The sequence below is a fragment of the Herminiimonas contaminans genome, assembly GCF_015645465.1.
Taxonomy (GTDB): Bacteria; Pseudomonadota; Gammaproteobacteria; order Burkholderiales; family Burkholderiaceae_D; genus Oxalicibacterium; species Oxalicibacterium contaminans.
This window is the reverse complement of sequence record NZ_JADOEL010000001.1, coordinates 180,111-203,531: the sequence shown is the minus strand read 5'-3', so window position 1 is coordinate 203,531 and position 23,421 is coordinate 180,111. Positions and strand designations below refer to the sequence as shown.

22 protein-coding genes are annotated in these 23,421 nt (G+C 53.1%); 14 read left to right on the top strand and 8 right to left on the bottom strand.

Annotation, left to right across the window (positions count from 1 at the left end; genetic code table 11):
• Positions 1 to 16: 16 nt before the first annotated feature.
• The 3 genes from ubiG to IXC47_RS00905 form a co-directional block, all read right to left on the bottom strand.
• Complete coding sequence (ubiG, locus tag IXC47_RS00915; RefSeq protein ID WP_175625107.1) at positions 17 to 712, bottom strand: bifunctional 2-polyprenyl-6-hydroxyphenol methylase/3-demethylubiquinol 3-O-methyltransferase UbiG; 696 nt, start codon at positions 710 to 712, stop codon at positions 17 to 19.
• A 97-nt stretch (positions 713 to 809) separates the two neighbouring features.
• Positions 810 to 1,430 carry an outer membrane protein OmpA gene (gene ompA / locus IXC47_RS00910; RefSeq protein WP_124573344.1) on the bottom strand — a complete coding sequence of 207 codons (621 nt, stop codon included), beginning with the start codon at positions 1,428 to 1,430 and terminating at the stop codon, positions 810 to 812.
• 316 nt (positions 1,431 to 1,746) lie between these two features.
• The gene (locus IXC47_RS00905; protein ID WP_195874431.1) at positions 1,747 to 2,415 is read right to left on the bottom strand and encodes an OmpA family protein; all 669 of its coding nucleotides are present in this window, start codon (positions 2,413 to 2,415) and stop codon (positions 1,747 to 1,749) included.
• 254 nt (positions 2,416 to 2,669) lie between these two features.
• Here IXC47_RS00905 and gyrA point away from each other — a divergent pair, with 254 nt between their 5' ends.
• The 13 genes from gyrA (at position 2,670) to cysM (ending at position 17,171) form a co-directional block, all read left to right on the top strand.
• Positions 2,670 to 5,291 carry a DNA gyrase subunit A gene (gene gyrA / locus IXC47_RS00900; protein WP_175625109.1) on the top strand — a complete coding sequence of 874 codons (2,622 nt, stop codon included), beginning with the start codon at positions 2,670 to 2,672 and terminating at the stop codon, positions 5,289 to 5,291.
• The gene (gene serC / locus IXC47_RS00895; RefSeq protein ID WP_195874430.1) at positions 5,291 to 6,382 is read left to right on the top strand and encodes a 3-phosphoserine/phosphohydroxythreonine transaminase; all 1,092 of its coding nucleotides are present in this window, start codon (positions 5,291 to 5,293) and stop codon (positions 6,380 to 6,382) included. The genes gyrA and serC overlap by 1 nt, the downstream gene beginning before the upstream one ends.
• 33 nt (positions 6,383 to 6,415) lie before the next feature.
• Complete coding sequence (gene pheA / locus IXC47_RS00890) at positions 6,416 to 7,492, top strand: prephenate dehydratase (RefSeq protein ID WP_195874429.1); 1,077 nt, start codon at positions 6,416 to 6,418, stop codon at positions 7,490 to 7,492.
• A gap of 65 nt (positions 7,493 to 7,557) precedes the next feature.
• A complete protein-coding gene (gene hisC / locus IXC47_RS00885; RefSeq protein ID WP_195874428.1) occupies positions 7,558 to 8,664 on the top strand; it encodes a histidinol-phosphate transaminase in 1,107 nt (368 codons plus the stop codon).
• 39 nt (positions 8,665 to 8,703) lie between these two features.
• Positions 8,704 to 9,606 carry a prephenate dehydrogenase gene (locus tag IXC47_RS00880; protein ID WP_175625113.1) on the top strand — a complete coding sequence of 301 codons (903 nt, stop codon included), beginning with the start codon at positions 8,704 to 8,706 and terminating at the stop codon, positions 9,604 to 9,606.
• Positions 9,603 to 10,928 carry a 3-phosphoshikimate 1-carboxyvinyltransferase gene (gene aroA, locus IXC47_RS00875; protein ID WP_175625114.1) on the top strand — a complete coding sequence of 442 codons (1,326 nt, stop codon included), beginning with the start codon at positions 9,603 to 9,605 and terminating at the stop codon, positions 10,926 to 10,928. The genes IXC47_RS00880 and aroA overlap by 4 nt, the downstream gene beginning before the upstream one ends.
• Before the next feature lie 92 nt (positions 10,929 to 11,020).
• On the top strand, positions 11,021 to 11,698 hold the full coding sequence (gene cmk / locus IXC47_RS00870) for a (d)CMP kinase (protein WP_195874427.1): 678 nt from the start codon (positions 11,021 to 11,023) through the stop codon (positions 11,696 to 11,698).
• A 210-nt stretch (positions 11,699 to 11,908) separates the two neighbouring features.
• Positions 11,909 to 13,585, top strand: coding sequence for a 30S ribosomal protein S1 (gene rpsA, locus IXC47_RS00865; RefSeq protein WP_175625216.1), 1,677 nt, complete (start codon positions 11,909 to 11,911; stop codon positions 13,583 to 13,585).
• 11 nt (positions 13,586 to 13,596) lie between these two features.
• Positions 13,597 to 13,902, top strand: a complete 306-nt coding sequence (locus IXC47_RS00860) for an integration host factor subunit beta (RefSeq protein WP_011871954.1) — start codon at positions 13,597 to 13,599, stop codon at positions 13,900 to 13,902.
• 130 nt (positions 13,903 to 14,032) lie between these two features.
• Positions 14,033 to 14,347 carry a LapA family protein gene (locus IXC47_RS00855; protein ID WP_175625116.1) on the top strand — a complete coding sequence of 105 codons (315 nt, stop codon included), beginning with the start codon at positions 14,033 to 14,035 and terminating at the stop codon, positions 14,345 to 14,347.
• Between the two features lie 47 nt (positions 14,348 to 14,394).
• Complete coding sequence (gene lapB, locus IXC47_RS00850) at positions 14,395 to 15,570, top strand: lipopolysaccharide assembly protein LapB (RefSeq protein ID WP_175625117.1); 1,176 nt, start codon at positions 14,395 to 14,397, stop codon at positions 15,568 to 15,570.
• A gap of 217 nt (positions 15,571 to 15,787) precedes the next feature.
• Positions 15,788 to 16,117, top strand: coding sequence for a ComEA family DNA-binding protein (locus IXC47_RS00845; protein ID WP_195874426.1), 330 nt, complete (start codon positions 15,788 to 15,790; stop codon positions 16,115 to 16,117).
• A 151-nt stretch (positions 16,118 to 16,268) separates the two neighbouring features.
• Positions 16,269 to 17,171 (top strand): cysteine synthase CysM, encoded by a 903-nt coding sequence (gene cysM, locus IXC47_RS00840; RefSeq protein WP_175625119.1) that lies wholly within the window; start codon positions 16,269 to 16,271, stop codon positions 17,169 to 17,171.
• A gap of 28 nt (positions 17,172 to 17,199) precedes the next feature.
• On the opposite strand, the gene IXC47_RS00835 is transcribed toward cysM, so the two are convergent.
• Together IXC47_RS00835 and IXC47_RS00830 are read right to left on the bottom strand one after the other, a co-directional pair.
• Positions 17,200 to 17,538: a hypothetical protein gene (locus IXC47_RS00835; RefSeq protein ID WP_175625120.1), complete on the bottom strand. Its 339-nt coding sequence runs from the start codon at positions 17,536 to 17,538 to the stop codon at positions 17,200 to 17,202.
• Between the two features lie 408 nt (positions 17,539 to 17,946).
• Entirely contained in the window at positions 17,947 to 18,528 is a 582-nt protein-coding gene (locus IXC47_RS00830) for a DUF1415 domain-containing protein (RefSeq protein WP_195874425.1), read from the bottom strand.
• A 182-nt stretch (positions 18,529 to 18,710) separates the two neighbouring features.
• Here IXC47_RS00830 and IXC47_RS00825 point away from each other — a divergent pair, with 182 nt between their 5' ends.
• Positions 18,711 to 19,265: a YaeQ family protein gene (locus IXC47_RS00825; protein ID WP_195874424.1), complete on the top strand. Its 555-nt coding sequence runs from the start codon at positions 18,711 to 18,713 to the stop codon at positions 19,263 to 19,265.
• A gap of 33 nt (positions 19,266 to 19,298) precedes the next feature.
• Here IXC47_RS00825 and mltB read toward each other — a convergent pair whose 3' ends face one another.
• From mltB to IXC47_RS00810, 3 genes are read right to left on the bottom strand one after another with little or no spacing between them, the layout of a single operon-like run.
• Positions 19,299 to 20,417: a lytic murein transglycosylase B gene (mltB, locus tag IXC47_RS00820; RefSeq protein ID WP_175625123.1), complete on the bottom strand. Its 1,119-nt coding sequence runs from the start codon at positions 20,415 to 20,417 to the stop codon at positions 19,299 to 19,301.
• A complete protein-coding gene (locus IXC47_RS00815; RefSeq protein ID WP_195874423.1) occupies positions 20,414 to 22,423 on the bottom strand; it encodes a transglutaminase TgpA family protein in 2,010 nt (669 codons plus the stop codon). Before IXC47_RS00815 ends, mltB begins: the two co-directional genes overlap by 4 nt.
• Entirely contained in the window at positions 22,420 to 23,415 is a 996-nt protein-coding gene (locus IXC47_RS00810) for a DUF58 domain-containing protein (protein ID WP_254873127.1), read from the bottom strand. The genes IXC47_RS00815 and IXC47_RS00810 overlap by 4 nt, the downstream gene beginning before the upstream one ends.
• Positions 23,416 to 23,421: the final 6 nt, after the last annotated feature.

Genomic DNA, 23,421 nt, shown 5'->3' with positions numbered 1-23,421 from the left:
TGCAGTGTGTCGAAGATCAGGCTGGCTTGGTGCAGGCGATCAGATAGTTGACGCTGGTGTCCTGGTTCAACGAGTAGATCTTGGTCAATGGATTGTAGCCCATGCCTTTGAGTGCATCGATATCCAGGCCAGCTTCGCGTGCGAAGCGTGACAACTCTGCCGGAGTAATGAACTTGGCGTAATCATGTGTGCCTTTGGGCAGCATGCGCAGCAAGTATTCTGCACCTATGACCGCATGCAGATACGCTTTCGGATTGCGGTTGATGGTCGAGAAGAATACTTTGCCACCTGGCTTTGCGAGTTTGGCGCAGGCAGCAACGATGGCTGCAGGATCCGGTACGTGCTCCAGCATTTCCATGCAGGTCACCACATCGTAGCGACCAGCTTCGCGCTCCGCCAGATCTTCTGCCGCGATCAGTTCATAGCGTACCTGTACGCCGGATTCCAGGCTGTGCAGATCGGCTACTTTCAATGCTTTTTCTGACAGGTCTATGCCGGTGACATTGGCGCCGCTCTTGGCCATCGATTCGGCCAGGATGCCACCACCGCAACCGATGTCGACTACAGTTTTGCCAGCCAGTGGCGCACGGCCATTGATCCAGCCCAGGCGCAGCGGATTGATTTCATGCAGCGGACGGAATTCTGATGTTGGGTCCCACCATTGATGGGCCAAATCGCTAAATTTTTTCAGTTCTAAAGGATCGGCGTTCATGGGCTAAATGATAACTGGAAAGTGCGGCGAGCGCGCTGGTTTGCGCAGACGAAAAAAAACCCCGCCGGAGCGGGGTTTAGATTTCGCTAGAAACGAATTATTTGCGTGTGCCAACAACTTCGATTTCTACGCGACGGTTTTGTGCGCGACCAGCAGCTGTTTTGTTAGTAGCAACTGGTTGTTTTTCGCCTTTGCCTTCGGTGTAAACACGTTTCGCGTCAACGCCTTTGCCAACCAAGTAAGCTTTAACAGCTTCTGCGCGGCGAACCGACAGTTTTTGGTTGTATGCATCGGAACCGACCGAGTCAGTGTGACCAACAGCAATGATAACTTCCAGGTTCAGATCTTTCAGTTTCGAAGTCAGATCGTCCAGTTTAGCTTTGCCTTCTGGTTTCAACACTGCTTTGTCGAAATCAAAGAATGCGTCAGCTGCGAAAGTTACTTTTTCCGAAGTTGGAACTGGAACAACTGCTGGAGCTGGGCTAGCTGGAGCAGGGGCTGCAGCTGCAACCAGTGCACCGTCGCAACCTGGAACCGAGTCAGCTGGTGTCCAGTAGCCAGTGTGCCAGCACAGACCGGTCGAGTTGCGAACGATCGTACCGTTAGTAGCTTGTGCATAAGCGCTGTTTGGTGTGCTTGCTTTGATGTCGGTCTGTGCTTGAGCAGACATTGCGACAATCGCGGACGCAGCGAAGACGAGTTTTGCTAATTTATTCATATTTCTTTCTCCTCTCGAGTGAGATATCCGCAGACTAAACTGCGCAAAATTACGTGAATGACATCGGAAATGGATATTAACACGCGCTTCAACAACCACATGAAACAAATTGTTCGCATGCAATGGTTTAACTTGGCTCCATTTTGCCACAGCCAGCCACTACAACGACCGATTGCTAAATCGACTAATTAACGTTTTTTCCAAAGCGTTGTGTTTAAACAACGCTTGCTAAGAATTATTTCCCCTGGCAAAACATTGACCTTTGGACATCAAAAACGTTCATGTTTTGAAGAAATATTTATTAAAAAGCACTCTTTTATTTCGGCAAACTGTGCATTTCTATTAAAACGCGCCGATTTGGTGCTAAACATGCAACTAGTTTGGTGCGGCTCAATTTGCTGTCACATTCCTTGACTGGCTGTGTCGCACCGGCACCGGCTACCTTCATATTGACCGTCACGCCCTTTTTCTTTAGATAGCCGGCGACCGCAGCGGCACGTTTTTCCGACAGGGCCTGGTTGGAGTGCGCATTGCCCAGCAGATCCGTGTAGCCGGTAATCGTCATGCTGCTGGCGCCGTTGCAGGCGGTCAGTTTCGGCAGGACGTCGCGATCGATGCGGTTTTTGGCTGCTCTATTTAACACTGCCTGGTTCAGGCCAAAGGTCTGGTCGCTTTCCAGTGCGATAGTGAAATCGCAAGGATTGGCCGCAAGCGCAAGCGGCGCTACCTTGCCATCCAGATGGCTGGCAACGTCGGGTGCGATTGGATTCGGAATAGGGGAGACCAATGCACCGTCGCAGCCTGGGACTGCATCGGCTGGCGTCCATGTGCCGGAGCGCCAGCACAGGCCAAAGGCACTGCGCGTGACGACGCCGCGGCTGTCCTGGGCATAAGCATTGTTGGCGGGGACCTGAATATCAGTTTGCGCGGCGACGTAGGAGGAGGATGCGCCAAGCAGCAAACCAAGGACCACTTTGTTGATCATGTTTTTCTCTTATTAATAGATGAGTGCTGGAAAAAGCAGCAAATTTTTGACAGTCAGCATTTAAACATATTTTCTTCTTGCCACGTGACCGCAATGGTCGCCGCGGCGAAAGCTCCCGGAATGCCGAAAGCGGGGAGCGAAGGCCTCTGCCGTGTTAAAATCTTACGATTTGCCGGATCGCCCGTAACTAAGCTTTACTGCTCAAGCGATTCTTCATTATTAAAACCCCTAGCCAAAGACCAGACGAACCGCCAATGGATCAATTCGCTAAAGAAACAATTCCTATTTCACTCGAAGAAGAGATGCGCAAGAGCTACCTCGATTACGCGATGAGCGTTATCGTTGGCCGCGCATTGCCCGATGTGCGTGACGGCTTGAAACCGGTGCATCGCCGGGTATTGTTTGCCATGCATGAGATGAATAACGTGTGGAACCGCCCGTTCGTGAAATGTGCGCGCGTGGTCGGTGAAACCATGGGTAAATATCACCCGCACGGCGACGCGTCGATTTACGACACGCTGGTGCGTATGGCACAGCCGTTCTCGCTGCGCTATATGCTGGTCGACGGGCAGGGTAACTTCGGCTCCATCGACGGCGATAACGCAGCGGCTATGCGTTATACCGAGTGTCGTCTGGATAAGATCGCTGGCGAATTGCTGGCTGATCTGGACAAGGAAACTGTCGACTTCGTACCGAACTACGACGGCAAGGAAAAGGAACCATCGGTACTGCCGACGCGTATTCCTAACCTGCTGATCAACGGTTCGTCCGGTATTGCGGTCGGTATGGCGACGAATATCCCGCCGCACAATATTACTGAAGTCATCGATGGTGCTTTGCATGTGTTGCGCAATGCAGATGCGACAGTCGATGAACTGATCGAAATCATTCCGGCACCGGACTTCCCTACGGGCGGCATCATTTATGGTGTGTCCGGCGTACGCGATGGTTATCGCACTGGCCGTGGCCGTGTGGTGATGCGCGCGAAGACGCACTTCGAGGAATTCGGCAAGGAAAACCGTGCGGCCATCATCGTCGACGAGTTGCCGTATCAGGTAAACAAAAAGTCGCTGCTCGAACGTATTGCTGAATTGGTACGTGACAAGAAGCTCGATGGTATCTCCGACATTCGCGACGAATCCGATAAATCGGGTATGCGCGTAGTGATCGAACTGAAGCGCAATGAAGTACCGGAAGTCGTGCTGAACAATCTGTACAAACAGACCCAGCTGCAAGACACCTTCGGTATGAATATGGTTGCGCTGGTGGATGGTCAGCCTAAGTTGCTGAACCTGAAGCAGATGCTGGAATGCTTCCTGTCGCATCGTCGCGAAGTCGTAACACGCCGTACCATATTTGAACTGCGCAAAGCACGCGAACGCGGTCACGTACTGGAAGGCCTGGCAGTTGCATTGGCCAACATTGACGACTTTATCGCGATCATCAAAGCAGCACCGACTCCGCCGGTGGCAAAAGTTGATCTGATGTCGCGCGCCTGGGATTCGTCCGTGGTGCGTGAGATGCTGGCACGTACCGGTGAAGCATCTATCGGTGGCGTAAATGCATTCCGTCCGGAAAACCTGCCTAAGCATTACGGCATCCAGACTGACGGCTTGTACAAACTGTCCGATGACCAGGCACAGGAAATCCTGCAGATGCGTCTGCAACGCCTGACCGGTCTGGAGCAAGACAAGATCGTTAATGAATACAAGGAAGTCATGGAGCAGATCGCTGATTTGCTCGACATCCTGGCCAAGCCGGAGCGTGTCACCGTCATCATCAATGATGAACTGACGCTGGCTAAAAACGACTACGGCATCGGCAATAAAGATGAACGTCGTTCGACCATCGAACTGAATGCTACCGACCTCGGTACCGAAGACCTGATCACACCGCAGGATATGGTCGTGACCTTGTCGCATACCGGTTACATGAAGGCGCAGCCGATTTCCGAATACCGTGCGCAGAAGCGTGGCGGTCGCGGCAAGCAGGCGATGGCGACCAAGGATGACGACTGGATCGACCAGCTCTTCATCGCGAACACACATGATTACATCTTGTGCTTCAGCAACCGCGGTCGTTTGTACTGGTTGAAAGTATGGGAGGTGCCGCAAGGTTCGCGCAACTCGCGCGGCAAACCTATCGTCAATATGTTCCCGCTGCAGGATGGCGAAAAGATCACTGTGATCCTGCCTATCTCTGGCGAAAACCGCAGCTTCCCTGAAGATCACTACATCTTCATGGCAACCAGCCTCGGTACCGTGAAGAAAACCTCGCTCAGCGATTTCAGCAATCCACGTAAGGCCGGCATCATCGCGGTCGACCTCGATGACGGTGACTTCCTGATCGGTGCTGCACTGACCGACGGCAAGCATGACGTCATGCTGTTCTCCGATTCCGGCAAGGCCGTGCGCTTCGACGAAAACGATGTACGTCCTATGGGCCGTACAGCACGCGGCGTGCGCGGCATGAACCTGGAAGAAGGTCAGCAAGTCATTGCATTGCTGGTGGCTGAGAACGAACAGCAATCCGTGCTGACGGCAACGGAAAACGGCTTTGGCAAACGTACGCCTATCACCGAGTACACCCGTCATGGTCGTGGCACCAAAGGCATGATCGCGATCCAGACCAGCGAACGTAACGGCAAAGTTGTGGCGGCGACCCTGGTCGATGCCAGCGATGAAATCATGCTGATTACGACCGGTGGCGTACTGATACGTACCCGCGTGGCAGAGATCCGCGAAATGGGCCGTGCGACGCAAGGTGTGACCCTGATTGCCGTCGAAGACGGCACCAAGCTGAGCGGACTGCAACGCATACTTGAATCAGATGTAGAAGTTGATGATGATCAATCCGGTACGGAGGAAGCAGAATAATGAAGCGTGTGTATAACTTTTCGCCGGGTCCGGCTGCATTGCCTCAAGAAGTAATCAAGCAGGCAGCAGAGGAAATGACAAACTGGAGAGGTAGCGGTTTGTCAGTGATGGAGATGAGCCATCGCGGGCGGGAATTTACGGAAATCCTGGCAACAACCAAAGCTGATCTGCGCTCCTTGTTGTCGATTCCGGATAATTACAAAGTGTTGTTGATGCAAGGTGGTGCCATCGCGGAAAATGCGATCGTGCCTATGAACCTGGTTGGTCATAAAGCGCAACCTGCGACTATCGACTTCGTCAACACCGGCCACTGGTCGAGCAAGACTATCGAAGAAGCGCACAAGTACGCGAAGGTGAATGTTGCTGCTTCTTCTGAAGACAAAGGTTTCACCTATGTGCCTGCACGTGATACCTGGAAGCTGACACCTGACGCTGCCTACGTACATATCTGCACCAATGAAACCATCGGTGGTGTTGAGTTCGACTTCACGCCTGACGTTGGTAACGTACCATTGGTCGCGGATATGTCGTCGAATATCCTGTCGCGCGAAATCGATATCTCCAAGTACGCCGTGATCTATGCTGGCGCACAAAAGAACATCGGCCCTGCAGGCGTAACTATCGTCATCGTGCGTGATGACATGCTGGGTCACGCATTGCCTATCTGCCCGTCCGCATTCGACTGGCAGCAAGTGGCTGAGCATGACTCCATGTTCAACACGCCGCCGACCTATCCTATCTACATCGCCGGCCTGACCTTCCAATGGATGAAACGCCAGGGCGGTGTGGCTGCGATGGAGCAGGTCAATATCGCGAAAGCGAAGTTGATGTATGACTATTTGGATTCGACCGGTTTCTACCTGAACAATGTTCCTGCAGCGAATCGCTCGCGCATGAATGTACCGTTTTTCCTGAAAGACGAGTCGCTCAATAGCAAGTTCATCGCGGAAGCGGACCAGCAAGGTCTGGTACAACTCAAAGGCCATAGCTCGGTCGGCGGCATGCGTGCGTCGATCTATAACGCGATGCCGATGGAAGGTGTACAGGCACTGGTCGCGTTCATGAAAGACTTCGAGAAAAAGTACGGCTGATTTTTATTCAAATAAAAGATTGTTTGCATAACTATGACGACCGACGACAAGCTCAAACCACTGCGTGAACAAATCGATGCCATCGATGCGCAACTTCTCGATTTACTGAATCGACGCGCACGCGTCGCGCAGGAAGTCGGCCACATCAAGGCGGAGACCAATGCACCGGTCTTCCGTCCGGAACGCGAAGCGCAGGTCTTGCGCAGCGTGGCAGAACGTAATCCCGGGCCTTTGCTCAACACCGATATCCAGACCGTTTTCCGTGAAGTGATGTCAGCTTGCCGCGCGCTGGAAAAGCGCGTGACCGTCGCTTACCTGGGACCGGTCGGCACTTTTAGCGAACAGGCTGTCTATCAACAATTTGGTCGCTCTGTCGATGCGATGCCTTGCGCCTCCATCGATGAAGTCTTCCGCGCTACCGAAGCAGGTACTGCCGATTTCGGCGTCGTGCCTATCGAAAATTCGTCGGAAGGCGTGATCAATCGTACGCTGGATTTGCTGTTGCAAACCACACTGACGATTAGCGGTGAAGTGTCTATCCAGGTGAATCACAGCCTGATGACGCGTACCGGTTCGATGACAGGTGTAAAAACTATCTGTGCGCATTCGCAGGCGCTGGCGCAATGCCAGGTCTGGCTGAACCAGAACTACCCGAACATCGAACGTATGGCTGTCGCTTCCAATGGCGAAGCGGCGCGCCTGGCGGGCGAAGATCCGAGCGTGGCTGCTATTGCAAGTGAGATCGCCGGACAGAAATACCAGTTGCAAGTCATCAAGGCGCACATCCAGGATGATCCGCATAACCGTACACGTTTTGCTGTCATCGGCCGTTTGCAAACGTCGGCCAGCGGCAAGGATCAGACTTCGTTGGTACTCTCGGTGCCAAACAAGGCGGGTGCGGTTTACAACTTGCTGGCGCCTCTGGCCAAGCACGGTGTATCGATGACCCGTTTTGAATCGCGTCCGGCACGCATGGGTACGTGGGAGTATTATTTCTACGTCGACGTTGAAGGTCATCTGCAAGATGCCAAGGTCGAAAGCGCCTTGAAAGAGCTAAAAGACAACGCAGCATTTTTCAAAGTGCTGGGTTCGTATCCTTCCAGTTTGTGATCTATAGCGGGCACTGTATGCGGTGCCCGACTTTGCTTCAGACGTGATTAATTTTGGAATCTGCTATGTCAATTAAGTTTGGTCCTGACTACGTTCGTGCGATTGCGCCTTATCAGGGCGGTCGCCCGATTGCTGAAGTCGCGCGTGAATTCGGCCTCGATGAAGCGAAAATCGTCAAACTCGCTTCAAACGAAAATCCGCTCGGCATGCCTGAGTCGGCGAAGCAGGCGATGGCAGCAGCGCTGGCGGATGCCGGTCGCTATCCGGATGGCAATGGTTTTGAGCTGAAAGCAGCGCTGACTGCCAAGTATGGTGTGCCTGCTGAATGGATCACATTAGGTAACGGCAGCAACGACATCCTCGAACTGGCCGCGCACGCATTCGTGCAGCCGGGTCAATCCGTCATTTACGCGCAGTATTCTTTTGCCGTGTATCCGCTGGCGGCGCAAGCCGTCGGTGGCCGTTCGCTGGTAATCGCGGCGAAAGATTTTGGCCATGACCTGGATGCGATGGCGGATGCGATAGAAGCTGATACGCGTTTGATCTTTGTCGCGAATCCAAACAATCCGACTGGTACCTTTATCCCGGGTGAGCAGATTGAATCTTTCCTGAAGCGCGTGCCGCCGGAAGTGGTGGTGGTGCTGGATGAAGCCTATACCGAATTCCTCGCACCGGAACAGCAATACGATTCCATCGCCTGGGTCGCCAAGTATCCTAATTTGCTGGTGTCGCGCTCCATGTCCAAGGTCTATGGCCTGGCAGGTTTGCGCATCGGCTACGGCATTGCGCAAGCGGGCATCACCGATTTGCTGAATCGCATACGCCAGCCTTTCAACGTGAATTCGCTGGCGCAAGCTGCGGCGATTGCTGCATTGAATGACCATGCTTTCGTACAGAAAAGTGCGCAATTGAATGCCTCCGGTTACCGTCAACTGACACAGGCTTTCGATGAATTGAAGCTGCGCTATCTGCCATCTTCCGGTAATTTCGTCATGGTCAAGGTTGGTGATGACGATGGCGCCGGTGCGCGCGTCAACCTGGCTTTGCTGAAGCAGGGCGTGATTGTGCGTCCGGTCGGCAATTATGGTTTGCCGCAATGGCTGCGCATCTCCATTGGACTGGAAGAAGAAAATACCATCTTCATTGCCGCGTTGAAAAAAGCCCTGGCCTGATTTTGTATTGAACCGATCAACTTTAATCCCTACGCTCTCGTGCTAAAAAAAATCGTCATCTTTGGAGTGGGTTTGATAGGCGGATCGTTTGCGCGCGCTTTGCGCCAGGCGGGAGCAGTTGAACAAATCGTTGGCGTAGGGCGCACCGCTAAGGTGTTAGAGCGCGCTAAAGAACTGGGCATCATCGATGTCGCCAGTACGTCGGTTGAAGAGGCTTTGCGCGGTGCTGACCTGGTATTGCTGGCAGCACCGGTTGCGCAAACCGAAGTGATCCTAAAATCTATCAAGCCTTATTTGCAAGCCGGTACCGTGGTGACTGACGCCGGGAGTATCAAGGGCGAAGTCGTCACTACTGCGCGTGCAGTCCTGGGTGACAAGATTACGCAATTTGTACCCGGTCATCCTATCGCCGGCTTGGAAGCCAATGGCCCTGAAGCGGCGATTCCCGATCTGTACGTAGGCAAGAAGGTCGTATTGACGCCGCTGGCGGAAAATTCCGCCGCCGATGTCGCTTTGGTAGCGCAAGCCTGGCAACAATGCGGTGCGATCATCCATCAGCTAACACCTGAAAATCACGATGCAGTATTTGCAGCTGTCAGCCATTTGCCGCACTTGCTGGCGTTTGCACTGGTAGACGATATTGCGAACAAACCGCACGCTGATTTGCTGTTTCAGTACGCCGCCAGCGGCTTCCGCGATTTCACACGGATAGCGGGCTCTTCCCCCGAGATGTGGCGCGATATCAGTTTGTCTAACCAGGGCGCGATCCTGACTGAACTGGATGCCTATATTGCACAGCTGACCCGCTTCCGTGCGCAATTGGCGGCTGGTGATGGTTTGGCGATGCAAGCGATGTTTGCGAACGCACAGCAGGCGCGCCAGAACTGGCAGCGCAGCATAGAAACGGCTGAACCTCAGCACCAACCAGATGGCGATAAATGAAACACTATCCGCATTATCTTGACCTGAAACCGGCGATGCACGCGAAAGGCGTGGTGCGTTTGCCTGGTTCCAAAAGTATTTCCAACCGTACCTTGTTGCTGGCAGCATTGGCGCAGGGGACGACGCATATCCGTGATTTGCTGGCTTCCGACGATACGCATGTCATGCTGATGGCATTGCAAAAACTGGGCGTCAAATGGGAGCAGATAGGCGAGTCGCAGGATTACATCGTGCACGGCGTCGATGGCAGCTTTCCGGTACACCAGGCCGATCTGTTCATGGGTAATGCAGGTACCGCGATACGTCCGTTGACCGCGGCACTGGCAGTGACAGGTGGTGATTACACCTTGCATGGCGTGTCACGCATGCACGAGCGTCCTATCGGTGATCTGGTCGATGCCTTGAATGCAATCGGTACACATATTGAATACACCGGCGAGCCGGGTTATCCGCCGCTGCATATCCAGCGTGGCCGCATACACGCGCATGAGATGTCGGTGCGCGGCAATGTATCCAGTCAGTTCCTGACAGCGTTGCTGATGGCTGCGCCTTTGATGGCGCGCGAACAGGATGTAACCATCAATGTGATCGGTGAGTTGATCTCCAAGCCGTATATCGAAATCACGCTGAACCTGATCCAGCGCTTTGGCGTGGAAGTGCAACGCAACGGCTGGCAATCGTTCACGGTGAAAGCCGGTCAACGCTATATCAGCCCGGGCAATATCCATGTTGAAGGCGATGCTTCGTCGGCATCCTACTTCCTCGCCGCTGGTGCAATCGCTGGTGGTCCGGTGCGTGTCGAAGGCGTGGGGCAGGACAGCATCCAGGGCGATGTGCGTTTTGTGGAAGCGCTGGAACAAATGGGTGCAACCATACGCATGGGCGATAACTGGATAGAAGCCGAGTCGAATGGTGTCTTGCGCGCGATTGATGCCGACTTCAACCATATTCCGGATGCAGCGATGACGATAGCCGTTGCGGCACTGTATGCCGACGGTCCGAGCATCTTGCGCAATATCGGCAGCTGGCGCGTCAAGGAAACCGATCGCATCAGTGCGATGGCGACCGAGCTGCGCAAGCTGGGTGCGATCGTGGAAGAGGGCGAAGACTACCTGAAGGTGACGCCACCTGCCGAGATACTGTCCGCAGCGATTGATACCTATGACGACCATCGTATGGCCATGTGCTTCTCGCTGGCGACCCTGGATGGGGCAGCACGCCGTGGCAACAAGGAACGTATTAATGACCCGCAATGCGTGGCCAAGACCTTCCCTGAGTATTTCGAAGCCTTTGCCAAGGTTACCGAAGAGAGTTTGTTTTAATGCATGGCGGGATGTAGTGTCATCCCGCCAGTATCCATTCCCTTTATGACTGCGGCGCTGGGCCGCAGTTGTATTTTTGACACACTTGTTAAATGACATCCACTCCAACTTCCGCTATTCCGGTCATCGCTATTGATGGTCCGACCGCTTCCGGCAAAGGCACGGTTGCCCAATTGGTAGCAACCGAACTTGGCTTCCACTACCTCGATTCGGGTGCTTTGTATCGTCTGACTGCCTTGTCTGCCTTGTATCGCGGCATCGCCATTGATGATGAGCAAGCTGTCGCTAATTCCGTCGAAACCCTCAAATGTGGCTTCAAAGATGGCGACATCTTCCTTGATCGTGAAAACGTCACAATGTCGATCCGGGCTGAGGAAGTTGGTAATACAGCATCAAAAATCGCTGCTTTGCCTGCTGTGCGCAAGGCCTTGGTCGATTTGCAGTTGCGCTTCCGTGAAGCGCCAGGCCTGATTGCTGATGGCAGGGATATGGGAACCGTGATTTTCCCGGACGCCAAACTCAAGGTCTTCCTCACCGCCAGTGCCGAAGCGCGCGCTGAAAGACGTTATAAGCAATTGATTGACAAGGGATTTTCTGCTAATATAGAAGACCTTCTGAAGGATTTGAACGAACGTGATGCACGTGATGCGAATCGCGCCATCGCCCCGCTCAAACCCGCCGAAGACGCATATTTGCTGGATACCTCGAATCTGACTGTGCAGCAAGCAGTGGATCAGGTGCTCACCTGGTATGCCGCTGTAAAGGCTTAGCTGTAAAGAATTAAGTAGCAAAAAAGCGTAGTAGCTGTTTGTAGTACCTGGTGTCTGTCCGATGCAAAGTCGGGCAGGCGTTGAAAAACCTAACCCATGATTCGTTCCTTTTGCTGTTTTTATATACGGCAAACCGAGTAAACCCGAGTCCTGGTCAACTTGTTTAAATCTATGACTACTGTTGTCACCTCTGAAGCAACACCTGTTGGTATGGAAAGTTTTGCCGCTCTTTTTGAAGAATCGTTGTCACGTCAGGACATGCGTTCTGGTGAAGTGATTTCGGCTGAAGTTGTCCGCCTCGACCATAACTTCGTTATCGTCAACGCTGGCTTGAAGTCGGAAGCATTTATTCCTATCGAAGAATTCAAAAACGACAATGGCGAACTCGAAGTCAACGTTGGCGATTTTATTTCCGTCGCTATTGAATCCCTCGAAAACGGTTTTGGCGACACTATCCTGTCGCGCGACAAGGCTAAACGCCTGGCATCGTGGCTCTCGCTTGAAAAAGCGATGGAATCCGGTGAAATCGTTGTCGGTACCGTTAACGGTAAAGTCAAAGGCGGTCTGACCGTTTTGACCAATGGCATCCGCGCATTCTTGCCGGGTTCGCTGGTTGATACCCGTCCTGTTAAAGACACGACTCCATTCGAAGGCAAAACGCTCGAATTCAAAGTTATCAAACTCGATCGCAAACGTAACAACGTTGTGCTGTCGCGTCGCGCTGTCATCGAAGCATCGATGGGCGAAGAACGTCAAAAACTGATGGAAACCCTGAAAGAAGGCACCATCGTTACTGGCGTCGTTAAAAACATCACCGACTACGGCGCGTTCGTGGATCTGGGTGGTATCGATGGTCTGTTGCACATCACCGATCTGGCATGGCGTCGTGTGCGTCACCCATCGGAAGTACTCACCGTCGGTCAAGAAATCACCGCGAAAGTACTCAAGTACGATCAAGAGAAAAACCGCGTATCGCTGGGCGTCAAACAATTGGGCGACGATCCTTGGACCGGTTTGTCCCGTCGTTACCCACAAGGCACACGCCTGTTCGGTAAAGTCACCAACCTGACCGACTACGGCTCATTCGTTGAAGTCGAACAAGGTATCGAAGGCCTGGTGCACGTTTCCGAAATGGACTGGACCAACAAAAACGTGGCGCCAAACAAAGTCGTTCAATTGGGCGATGAAGTTGAAGTCATGGTTCTGGAAATCGACGAAGAACGTCGTCGTATCAGCCTCGGCATGAAACAATGTAAAGCCAACCCATGGGATGACTTTGCTGTGACCCATAAAAAAGGTGACAAAGTTCGTGGCGCGATCAAATCGATCACCGACTTCGGCGTGTTCATCGGCCTGGCTGGCAACATCGACGGTCTGGTTCACTTGTCCGACCTGTCCTGGACAGAAACCGGCGAAGAAGCTGTTCGTCGCTTCAAGAAAGGTGATGAGCTGGAAGCAATCGTGTTGGCTATCGACGTGGAACGTGAACGCGTATCCCTCGGCGTTAAACAACTCGAAGGTGACCCATTCAACAACTTCGCTGCAATGAACGACAAAGGCGCGTTGGTAACTGGTACCGTTAAATCGGTTGAGCCTAAAGGCGCAGTGATCCAATTGTCCGATGAAGTTGAAGGCTACTTGCGCGCTTCCGAAATCTCCCGCGATCGCGTGGAAGATGCTGGTACGCACCTGAAAGTCGGCGATACAGTTGAAGCTATGGTTATCAACGTTGACCGCAAAGCACGCGGCATTCAACTGTCGATCAAAGCGAAAGACAATGTTGAAACGCAAGAAGCAATGCAAAAAATGTCGTCGGATGCAAACGCTGCATCGGGTACGACCAGCCTCGGCGCATTGCTCAAAGCTAAGCTCGATAACAAGAACTAAGACCATCGTCAATGACAAAGTCGGAGCTGATTGCTCGCTTGGCTGAGCGTTATCCGCAACTGGTAGCTAAGGATGCGGATTACGCGGTCAAAACCATTCTTGATGCAATGTCCGATGCCCTGGCAACCGGACAACGCATCGAGATACGTGGTTTTGGCAGCTTTGCACTCAATAGCCGCCCGCCGCGTATCGGTCGCAACCCGAAGTCGGGTGACAAGGTGATGGTCCCGGAAAAACGGGTTCCTCACTTCAAGCCAGGCAAGCAGTTGCGTGAGCGTGTGGATGCGATGGTTGGGCAACCAATCATCGAAGACTGAGTTGTTTGTAACGAAATAAGAACGGCATCTTCGGATGCCGTTTTTTTTCACGTACAATTTCATTAATCTATTACTGTGCCAAACTGAGGGCATGCAGTAGCCCGGATCAGCTTATAAAGGAACGAATGCCATGAAAATCCTGCTCAGAATTATTGCTGTCCTGCTTTTCATCGTGTTCTTTGGTTTCGCCATGAAGAATACGCAGGAAATCTCGCTGCAGTTCTTCCTCGGTTATGAAATGCGCGGACCTTTGGTATTGCTCTTGCTGGGTTTCTTTGTCGGTGGTGCCGCTCTGGGTGTATTGGCGATGACGCCGACCCTGTTCCGTCACCGTCGTGAACTGGCGAAACACAAGAAGACGATCGCAACGATACAAAAAGAAGTACAAGAACAGGCTATGGTGAAATCGCAGCCACCACAGCCGGACGCTGTGATTCATCTGTGAGTCGTGCGTCTTGCATCATTTGATTACTCTCTACGACACAACATTGCATGGAATTTGAAACTTGGTGGTTGCTTGCCATACCGGCCTTTTTTACCCTGGGCTGGATAGCTGCGCGCGTGGATATCAAACAATTGGTTTCGGAATCGCGCAGCCTGCCGCGCGGCTACTTCAAGGGTTTGAATTTCCTGCTGAATGAACAGCCCGATAAGGCGATCGACGCCTTTATCGAAATCGTCAAACTGGATCCGGAAACCGCTGAGCTGCACTTTGCGCTCGGCAATCTGTTCCGTCGTCGCGGTGAGACTGAGCGCGCAATACGTGTGCACCAGAACTTGCTGGCGCGTCCTGATTTACCGCTGGAACACAAGGTGCACGCCCAATACGAGCTGGGGCAGGACTATCTGAACGCTGGCTTGCTGGACAGGGCAGAGGAAACCTTTAACCAACTGATAGACACTCAGTACGGTGCGCAAGCCAGGCGTGCATTGCTGGAAATTTATCAGCGCGAAAAAGAATGGGAGCGCGCGATCGAAGCGGCCCATGCATTGCAGGAATCAGGTGCCGGTGGCCGTCAGAAGGAAATCGCACAGTTTTACTGTGAGCTGGCGCAGGATGAATTGGTGCATACCCATCCTGAGACCGCGATCAGTTTGCTGGAAAAAGCATTGGCGGCAGATCGTACCAGCGTGCGAGCCACCATCCTGCTGGGCGATGCGCAACTGGCGCAAGGCGATACCGAATCTGCATTGCTGACCTGGCGCCGGGTTGAGCATCAAAGCGTGCCGCACGTGGCATTGGTGGCGCAGCGTTTGATGGATGGCTATCGTGCAGTCGGACGGGCGCAGGAAGGCGTGAACCTGTTGAAGTTCTATCTGGCGGAGGCATCGTCGATAGATTTGCTGGAAGTCGTGTTCAAGGCCGTGCTGGAACTGGAAGGTGTAGACGCAGCGAATCAAATGGTCAGTGACGAACTGCGTCGTACCCCGACTTTGCTGGGGCTGGATAAGCTGCTGGAAGCGCGTCTGATGGAAGCGCCGCCGGAAATGCGTTCGGAACTGTCGCTGGTCAAGAACCTGGTGCATGGTTACACGCAAAAACTTGCACGTTACCAATGCAGCCATTGCGGTTTCAAGGCACGTCAGTATTACTGGCAATGCCCAGGTTGCAGCAAGTGGGAAAGCTACCCGCCACGCCGCACCGAAGAATTGAATGTCATGAATTAAGTAGTCTGCAACCCCCCGGCTAAGCTGCTTTATGTGTATTTAAATGCACGTAGGTTAGCCGGTACTCACTTTTCTCTCCCTTGATGTATTTCCTTTGGGAGATGTCCGATTCAAATCCCTGCTTGTTTTTTCTACATTCGGCGCTGGGCTAGCGATAAATATAGCTGTCTGACGTCGTTATCTCTGTGCATTTTTATAAACTGACCAGGAGATTCAAATGTTGAAAAAAGTGTTTTTTACACTCGTAGCTGCATTTTTCTCGATGAGCTTTGCGTGGGCACAAGTTGATGTCAATAAAGCGGATCAGGCGGCACTGGACGGCATTAAGGGCATAGGCCCGGCTACCTCCAAGGCCATACTCGAAGAGCGTAAGAAAGGCGGGAGTTTCAAGGACTGGGATGATTTGCAGAAGCGCGTCAAAGGCGTAGGTGAAAAGAGTGCTGAAAAGCTCTCGCAAGCCGGGCTGACGGTAAATGGTGCCGGGAAATCAGCTGTAAACAAACCGGCAGAAAAGAAGGGGGCAGCGAAGGCCAAGTCAGGGAAGTAAGCGCCAGGTATTTGCGTATCTTCAAGAAAGCCCCGTCCACGTCAGCGGATGGGGCTTTTTGCTGTCCGCATGGTTTTAATCGAGTTCGTACGCGCAAAGGCATCTGCGATTAAAATGGCGTTTTCCCGGATACACCATATAAGCACTCACTATGCAATATTTGACCATCGAAGACACCATCGGCAATACCCCACTGGTACAACTTAAACGACTGGGCGGTGAAGAAGCAGTACGTCGCAACAACGTCATCCTCGGCAAGCTGGAAGGCAATAATCCGGCCGGTTCTGTGAAAGACCGTCCAGCGCTTTCCATGATCCTGCACGCGGAAGAGCGCGGCGTGATCAAGCCAGGCGACACCCTGATCGAGGCGACCAGTGGCAACACCGGGATTGCGCTGGCGATGGTGGCAGCGATGCGTGGCTACAAGATGGTCTTGCTGATGCCGGAGAATCTGAGCGAAGAGCGCAGACAGGCGATGGCAGCATACGGTGCGCGTATTGTCCTGACGCCGAAAACCGGTGGCATGGAGTATGCGCGTGACCTGGCAGAACAAATGCAAAAGAACGGCGAAGGTTTGATCCTCGATCAGTTCGCCAATCCGGACAATCCGCGTGCACACTACGAAACGACTGGCCCGGAAATCTGGCGCGATACCGGCGGCAAGATCACGCACTTTGTCAGCGCGATGGGTACGACCGGCACCATTATTGGCGTGTCGGAATACCTGAAACAACAGAATCCGGACATCAAAATCATCGGTGTGCAGCCGGATGAAGGTTCGCAAATTCCTGGTATCCGCAAATGGCCGGAAGCCTATCTGCCCAAGATTTATGACGCCAGCAAAGTCGACCAGCTTGAATACGTCAGCCAGGCTGTGGCCGAGCAAATGGCTCGTCGTTTAGCTATAGAAGAGGGGATTTTCTGCGGGATTTCAGCAGCGGGCGCATGTGAAGTTGCGCTCAGGATTTCTCAGACGGTAGAAAACGCGACGGTAGTCTTTATCGTCTGCGACAGGGGGGATCGTTACTTGTCGACAGGCGTATTCCCGGCCTAAGCCGAGAATACTCTGCGGGTAACTTTCATTACTCTTGCGGCTCGCTTGCTACGACGCCGCCTTCTTTTGGTTTGAATTGCTTGTCGCTGATACGGAATTTATCGCGACGGTCACCCATCAGGATACGCAGGTCACGAATACTCAAATCACTTACTTCGTGCATGCGAATCAGCAGGGATGCACCTACCGGCAGACGGCGATGGCGGATTTTGCTGATAACTGGTGGGGCAACTTCCAGTGCGCGCGACAGAGCTGCATCATTTTTAAGATGCAGTCTTTCAATCAGGGAATCCAACAAATGATTGGGGTCGTACGCAACTTGATCTGCAAGTCGGTTACTTGTGATTTGGCTATCTGGAGTAGTCATAATATCTTCGATTTCAAAGTGTCAAACGAGGGATCGGTGAAATGCAAGGCACCTTGCAATTTCGTCGGCTACTGATATTGGAGTCTTGTCATATTAGTAAAGTTGCAAATGGTGATGATTTTTTCAGGGTATTACGACATATATGAAAAAATTAACTATATGCAATCAATATAGCAAGGAATTTCAAAAAAGCAATTACAACTCAGTGTTCTTTTGGCCTCACAATTGGTCAAGAGTTCCTTCAAACAATCTTTTCTTTTTGAGAAAAGTAGCGTTATTGAAATTTTATTCTTTTCTGTGATTTTTCACAAAAAAACCTTAAAAATCAATGCTTGTTGTTGTTTTAAGGAATGATGCCGCATGGCAATGTGCGCGCTTAAACGATGCTTAAATAATACTTGTATGTCATTATTTGCGCTTATGCCCGGGTGCTAACAATTGTAAATTCATCCATCCTTCCAGTCCCAATTTCCGTAACGTTTCCATATTCTTTTCGTAAATTTCCTCCGCTTCGGGGAAAGCTTCGACTGCGCGCTCTATGCTCGCTTCGCGTAAGAGATGCAAGATTGGATATGGTGAACGATTCGTGTAGTTTTCTATATCGTCTGCTTTGCTGTCTGCAAATTGATAGTCAGGGTGGAAACTGGCAATCTGGATTTCTCCATCCAATTCCAAATCTTCAATTGCTTCATCTGCAACATCGAGGAAGTCGTTGTAATCCAGGAAGTCGGCCAGGAGCTCCGGCAGGATTAGCAAGGTGGTATCAATATCGGCTGGATCGCTCTGATGCAAATGCTGCAACTCTGCACTGAGTTCTTCATATAAGGCATCGGTGTTGCGCGCAGTGCTGACGACATAGCGGATTTGCTGTTTGACGTAGACCGCTTTGGCGAAGGGGCAGAGATTCAGGCCGATAACGGCTTTCTCCAGCCAGGCTTGGGTAAGGGCGATGACTTCATCGTGTGCTGCCGGGGGAGTAGGTGTGTGCATGCAAGCCATCCTGTTGATCGATCGCTATTTTAAACGTTTGCCGTAATCGGCTCTGAACGATCTCGAAATGCGTACGCGCATGCGGCGTATATAAATTGATCGCAGAGTGGGGCCGGATCGGCTATTCTTGCCACCGTTCCGTTGTGCGCATACGCGCGACATTTTCATCAAAGTAGAATTTCATGGCTCTTAAATCCACCATTTTCAAAGCTGACCTGCAAATCGCCGATATGGACCGGCAGTATTACGACGGCCATGCACTGACGATAGCGCGCCATCCGTCCGAGACCGATGAGCGCATGATGGTCAGGATCCTGGCCTTTGTGTTGCACGCGCATGAGGCGCTGTCCTTTGGCAAGGGTTTGAGCACGGATGATGAGCCTGATCTGTGGCAAAAGGATTTAACCGGTGCGATCGAACTGTGGATAGATGTCGGTCAGCCGGATGAGAAGCGCATCATGAAAGCATGCGGCCGCTCGAACCAAGTGATGATTTACAGCTATAGCAGCATGAGCAATATCTGGTGGAACCAGATTGCCAGCAAGGTGGATAGGGCGAAGAACCTGAGCGTGTTTAATCTGCCGGCAGCGACCAGTCAGGCGCTGGCCAAACTCGCGCAACGCAATATGCAATTGCAATGCACGATACAGGACGGTCAGGTCTGGATTAACGGTGAAGGCGAGTCGATACAGATCGATCTCGTCCAGTTGAAAGCGCCTGCGGACGCAGCGCGCTGAGCGTGACCGCCGTCTGGCGGTCACCACATGCAATTAGAAATTGCGCGCAGCGCGCACAGCGCGGCTCAGGTCTACTACCGACATTGCATAGAAGAAGCTGCGATTGTATTGTGTGATCGCAAAGAAGTTATCCGCCCCCAGCCAGTACTCACTGGCATCAGCGCCATTCTGCAGATCGACCAGGCCGAACAGCATATCGGCAGGTGGTTCGACCAGCGGCGTCACGCCTGCTTCCTTCATTTCCTGCAATGTGAATTTCGCGCTTAGTCCCTGATTGATAAAGCGCTGCCAGTTTTCCGTCATGTCCACCTTAGCTGGAAACACGATGGGTTGTCCGCTACGCCAGCCATGTTGCACCAGGAAATTGGCAACGCTGCCTATGGCGTCGACTGGTGAGTTGCGCAGATCGATATGACCATTGCCATCGAAGTCGACCGCGAATTTACGTATGCTGCCCGGCATGAATTGCGGCCAGCCTATCGCACCCGCGTAGGAACCAAGCAGTGAGAATGGATCGATCTGTTCATCGCGGGCAAACAACAGGGTGTTTTCCAGTTCGCCGCGGAAATAGTTCATGCGTGCCGTGCGATTCGGTGTCTCCGGATAAGCGAAGGCCAGCGTCGTGATGGCATCCATCACGCGGAAGTTGCCGGTGTTACGGCCGTATACAGTTTCGACGCCCAGGATGGCGACGATGATTTCCGCAGGTACGCCATACTTGGCTTCAGCGCGTGCCAATTCACCAGCATATTGATTCCAGAAGGCGACGCCGCCGTTGATGCGCACAGGCTCAACAAAGCGTGCCCGGTAAGCCGCCCAGTTCTTCGGCTTGCCTGGTGGAGCCGGTTTCATTAACTGGATCGCGCTATCGACGTAGTGGGTTTGGTTCAGTGTGGCTTGCAACTGCTTCTTATTGAAGCCATTTTTTTCCACCATCTGGTCGATGAAGCTGGAGACATCACTCCATTGCGAGAAATTTGCGAATTCATCACCTTGTACTGGCTTGACGGCTTTTTTGGCCTTGGCTGTGGTCTTGTTTGCGGTCGCCGGCTTCTTACCGGTTTCACCAGCGGAAGCACAGCCACTCAAGGCGAGGATGGAAGAGAGAGCGATTAGTGGAATAGCTTGTCTGGAGAGCAGTGGAAATGTCATCGAATTTGAGTCAGCAATGATTTGAGTGTGGCAAGTGCGTCGGATGGCGATAAATCTTCAGCGCGACCATAACGAACTTGTTCATAAAGAGTCATAAATTTCCCGGCGGCATGTTTGCGCTTATCGGTCAGCGCAGTATCAGCAGCCAGCAATCGTAGTGCATATGAGCGCGGTCCTTCATGTGCCTGGCGCGGATAACCATGGCGTGCCATCAGTTTGCCAAACTGCGCATACGTAGCTGTCAGCGGATCGCCTTTGCGACGCACACCCAGCAGCAGGGCGGCTAGTGCGGCCATCACCGTGGCCCCCGCAAGCAGTAGCAACAAGACCAGTGTTTGCCAGTCGATGTTACCGAAGCCGAGTGAACGTAGCAAATTCTTTTGCTCATCCGGCGTGTAGTTCAACACCCATTGGTTCCAACCGTTGTTAATGGCTTCCCATTGAAAGCGCATGCTGCGCAACCATGATGCCGGATTACTATTCGTATTGAGCAAGCCGTCCAGCACCGGTTCACCTGCATCCGTCGTGGCTGTATCGCGCGAGATACGCTCCGGCGCGATCACGGCAGTCGGGTCGACGCGTACCCAGCCACGCTCTGCCAGCCAGACCTCAGTCCATGCATGCGCATCGGATTGCCGCACGATCATATAGCCATCAACCGGATTGATTTGTCCGCCTTGATAACCTGTCACTACACGAGCGGGTATGCCCATCGCACGCATCAGTACGACCAGGGCACTCGCATAATGTTCACAAAAACCTGCGCGCGTAGAAAATAAAAAGTCATCGACGCTATTGACGCCCAGCAGTGGCGGTTCCAGCGTGTAGCGGAAGGGATCGCTACGGAACAGTTGCAGAACGCGATCGATGGCAGCCTGATCGTCGATAGATTCGCGCCGGATCTGTGCTGCCAGCGCCAGCGTGCGTGGGTTGTAGTCCGGTGGCAAAGCCAGCCATTGCTTCAATACATTCGCATCTGCTTGCGGCAGGAAATCAAAAGCCAGGTGCGAAGTGACGTCGTAACGTATGCGTTCAGTGATGGGGCGTGCCGTGCGCAATTCGTACGAAGACGTATTGGCAACGAATTTTCCAGCCAGTTGCGGCATGGAAGTCGGCAATTCAAGCGCGAACAGCCATGGTTCCGAGCTGGCTTCCTGCGTGACCTGATAGTGCACCGGATTGCCATGGGTTTGCAGAGGAGTCTGATTGTTTCTGCGGCTGGCTGCTGCTTTGGTCCAGGTACGGCCATCGTACTGATCCAGCACGATGCCGCGCCAGTACAGCTGATGGCTGGGTGGAACAGTGTCGGTAAATTTAACCCTGAAGGCGACTTCGCCAGACAAGGCCAGCTTGGCGATATTACCCGGACTCATGCTGCTGGACAGGCCGCTGCGCGCAGTCCTGCTATCGTTAGGCATGCCCCACAGCGGTCCCTGTATGCGCGGGAACAGGATGAAGAGTACGACTGTCAGCGGCACGGCCAGCAACAGGATCTTGCTCGCGAGCTGCAGGCGTTTGCGCAAGGACGGTATCGCATCGGTGTACTGAAACGATAGCTGCGCCGCCAGCATCACGATGATGGTGATGATGCTCAGTGCTGCGATGGCCAGTGATTGCGAGTTGAAAAAATTCGTCAACAGTAAAAAGAAGCTGAGGAAGACAACTGCAAACAGATCGCGGCTGGCGTGCATCTCCAGTAGCTTGAATGTCAGCAGCAAGGTCAGGACGGCCACACCAGCTTCACTGCCGACAAATGTCCTGAAGGTCAGATATACACCGCCCATGGTCAGCAAGGCGAGCGGCAACAGCAGCCAGCGCGATGGCATGCGATTGCCACGGAAGGTGATCCAGCCGCGCCACAGCAGCATCACACTGCAGGTGGCGACTATCCATGGCGGGAGGTTCGCGACATTGGGTGCCAGTACCAGTGCGCATGCGCATAGCAGGAGCAGGGTATTGGCCTTGTCACGTGACATGGGGCGCAGCATTTGGGCGAGCAGCTTCATGGCGCACGCTCGTACAAGGCGAGTGCCTGCAGGCAGGCGGCCTGATGCGCCGGGCCGATGGACGGTGGCAGGTAGATGTGAGCGAGGCGGAATGCATACGGCAAGCCTTGCGCTTCCGCCATGAGTACCCAGCTCGTCATGCGCGCCAGCCTGTGTTCCACATCCATAGTCAATGGCAGCTGCTTGTAGTCGAGCGTGAGTTCACTGGCTGCGCCGCCTTCAAACTGTTTGCTGACAAGTGCGCCACCGTTGCTGCGTGCAATCTGCCGCCATGCCAGTTGGCGTATGGAGTCGCCAGTCTGATATGCGCGTATCCCAGCGAAATCATCATGCCCGGCACTGCCGCGACCATCTGTCTGGGTTCCTGCATTTAATGGCAAGGGTGGGCTGTCTGTTTCCGGGCGCGGATAAACCAGCACCTGCATGGCTGGTTGCCAGTAAGCCCATGCCTGCAGCAAGCCGAGCGGAAAGGTTGTTTGCAGGCGTATGCGTGGTGCCGCCAGCCAGCCGCGTTCTGTTGCTGGTGTGCTGAGGGTCACATCATTGCCCGCTTGCGACGGGATGTCGGCGACGTGTGGAATACCGACATTGCCATCGGCTATGAATGCCAATCGTATCGCGTAGCGCTCATAGGAGCGGCGATTATCCAGGTGCAGACTGAATTGCGCGACTTCTCCGGCGTAGACCGGCGTTGTGCGTCCGGGTGACAGATGCAAATAGGCGAGGTTGCGAAAGGTCAGGTGCATGCCGACGATGGCGCAACTGGCGAGCAAAAAAGTCAGCGCGAAGCCCAGGCTCAGGTTGTAGTTGATCGAGCATACGAAGAGTACGACCAGCATCAGGCCGAAGATTAGCCCGGCGCGGGTCGGCATGATGAAGATGCGGCGCTGTTTCAGGAACACTGTCCCTGTTTCGGCCGTACTTAGTCTGAACAGGTATTTTCCTGTCCATGGCTTGAACATCGTTTGCAGCTGTATAGGGATGAGGCGCACGCAGTG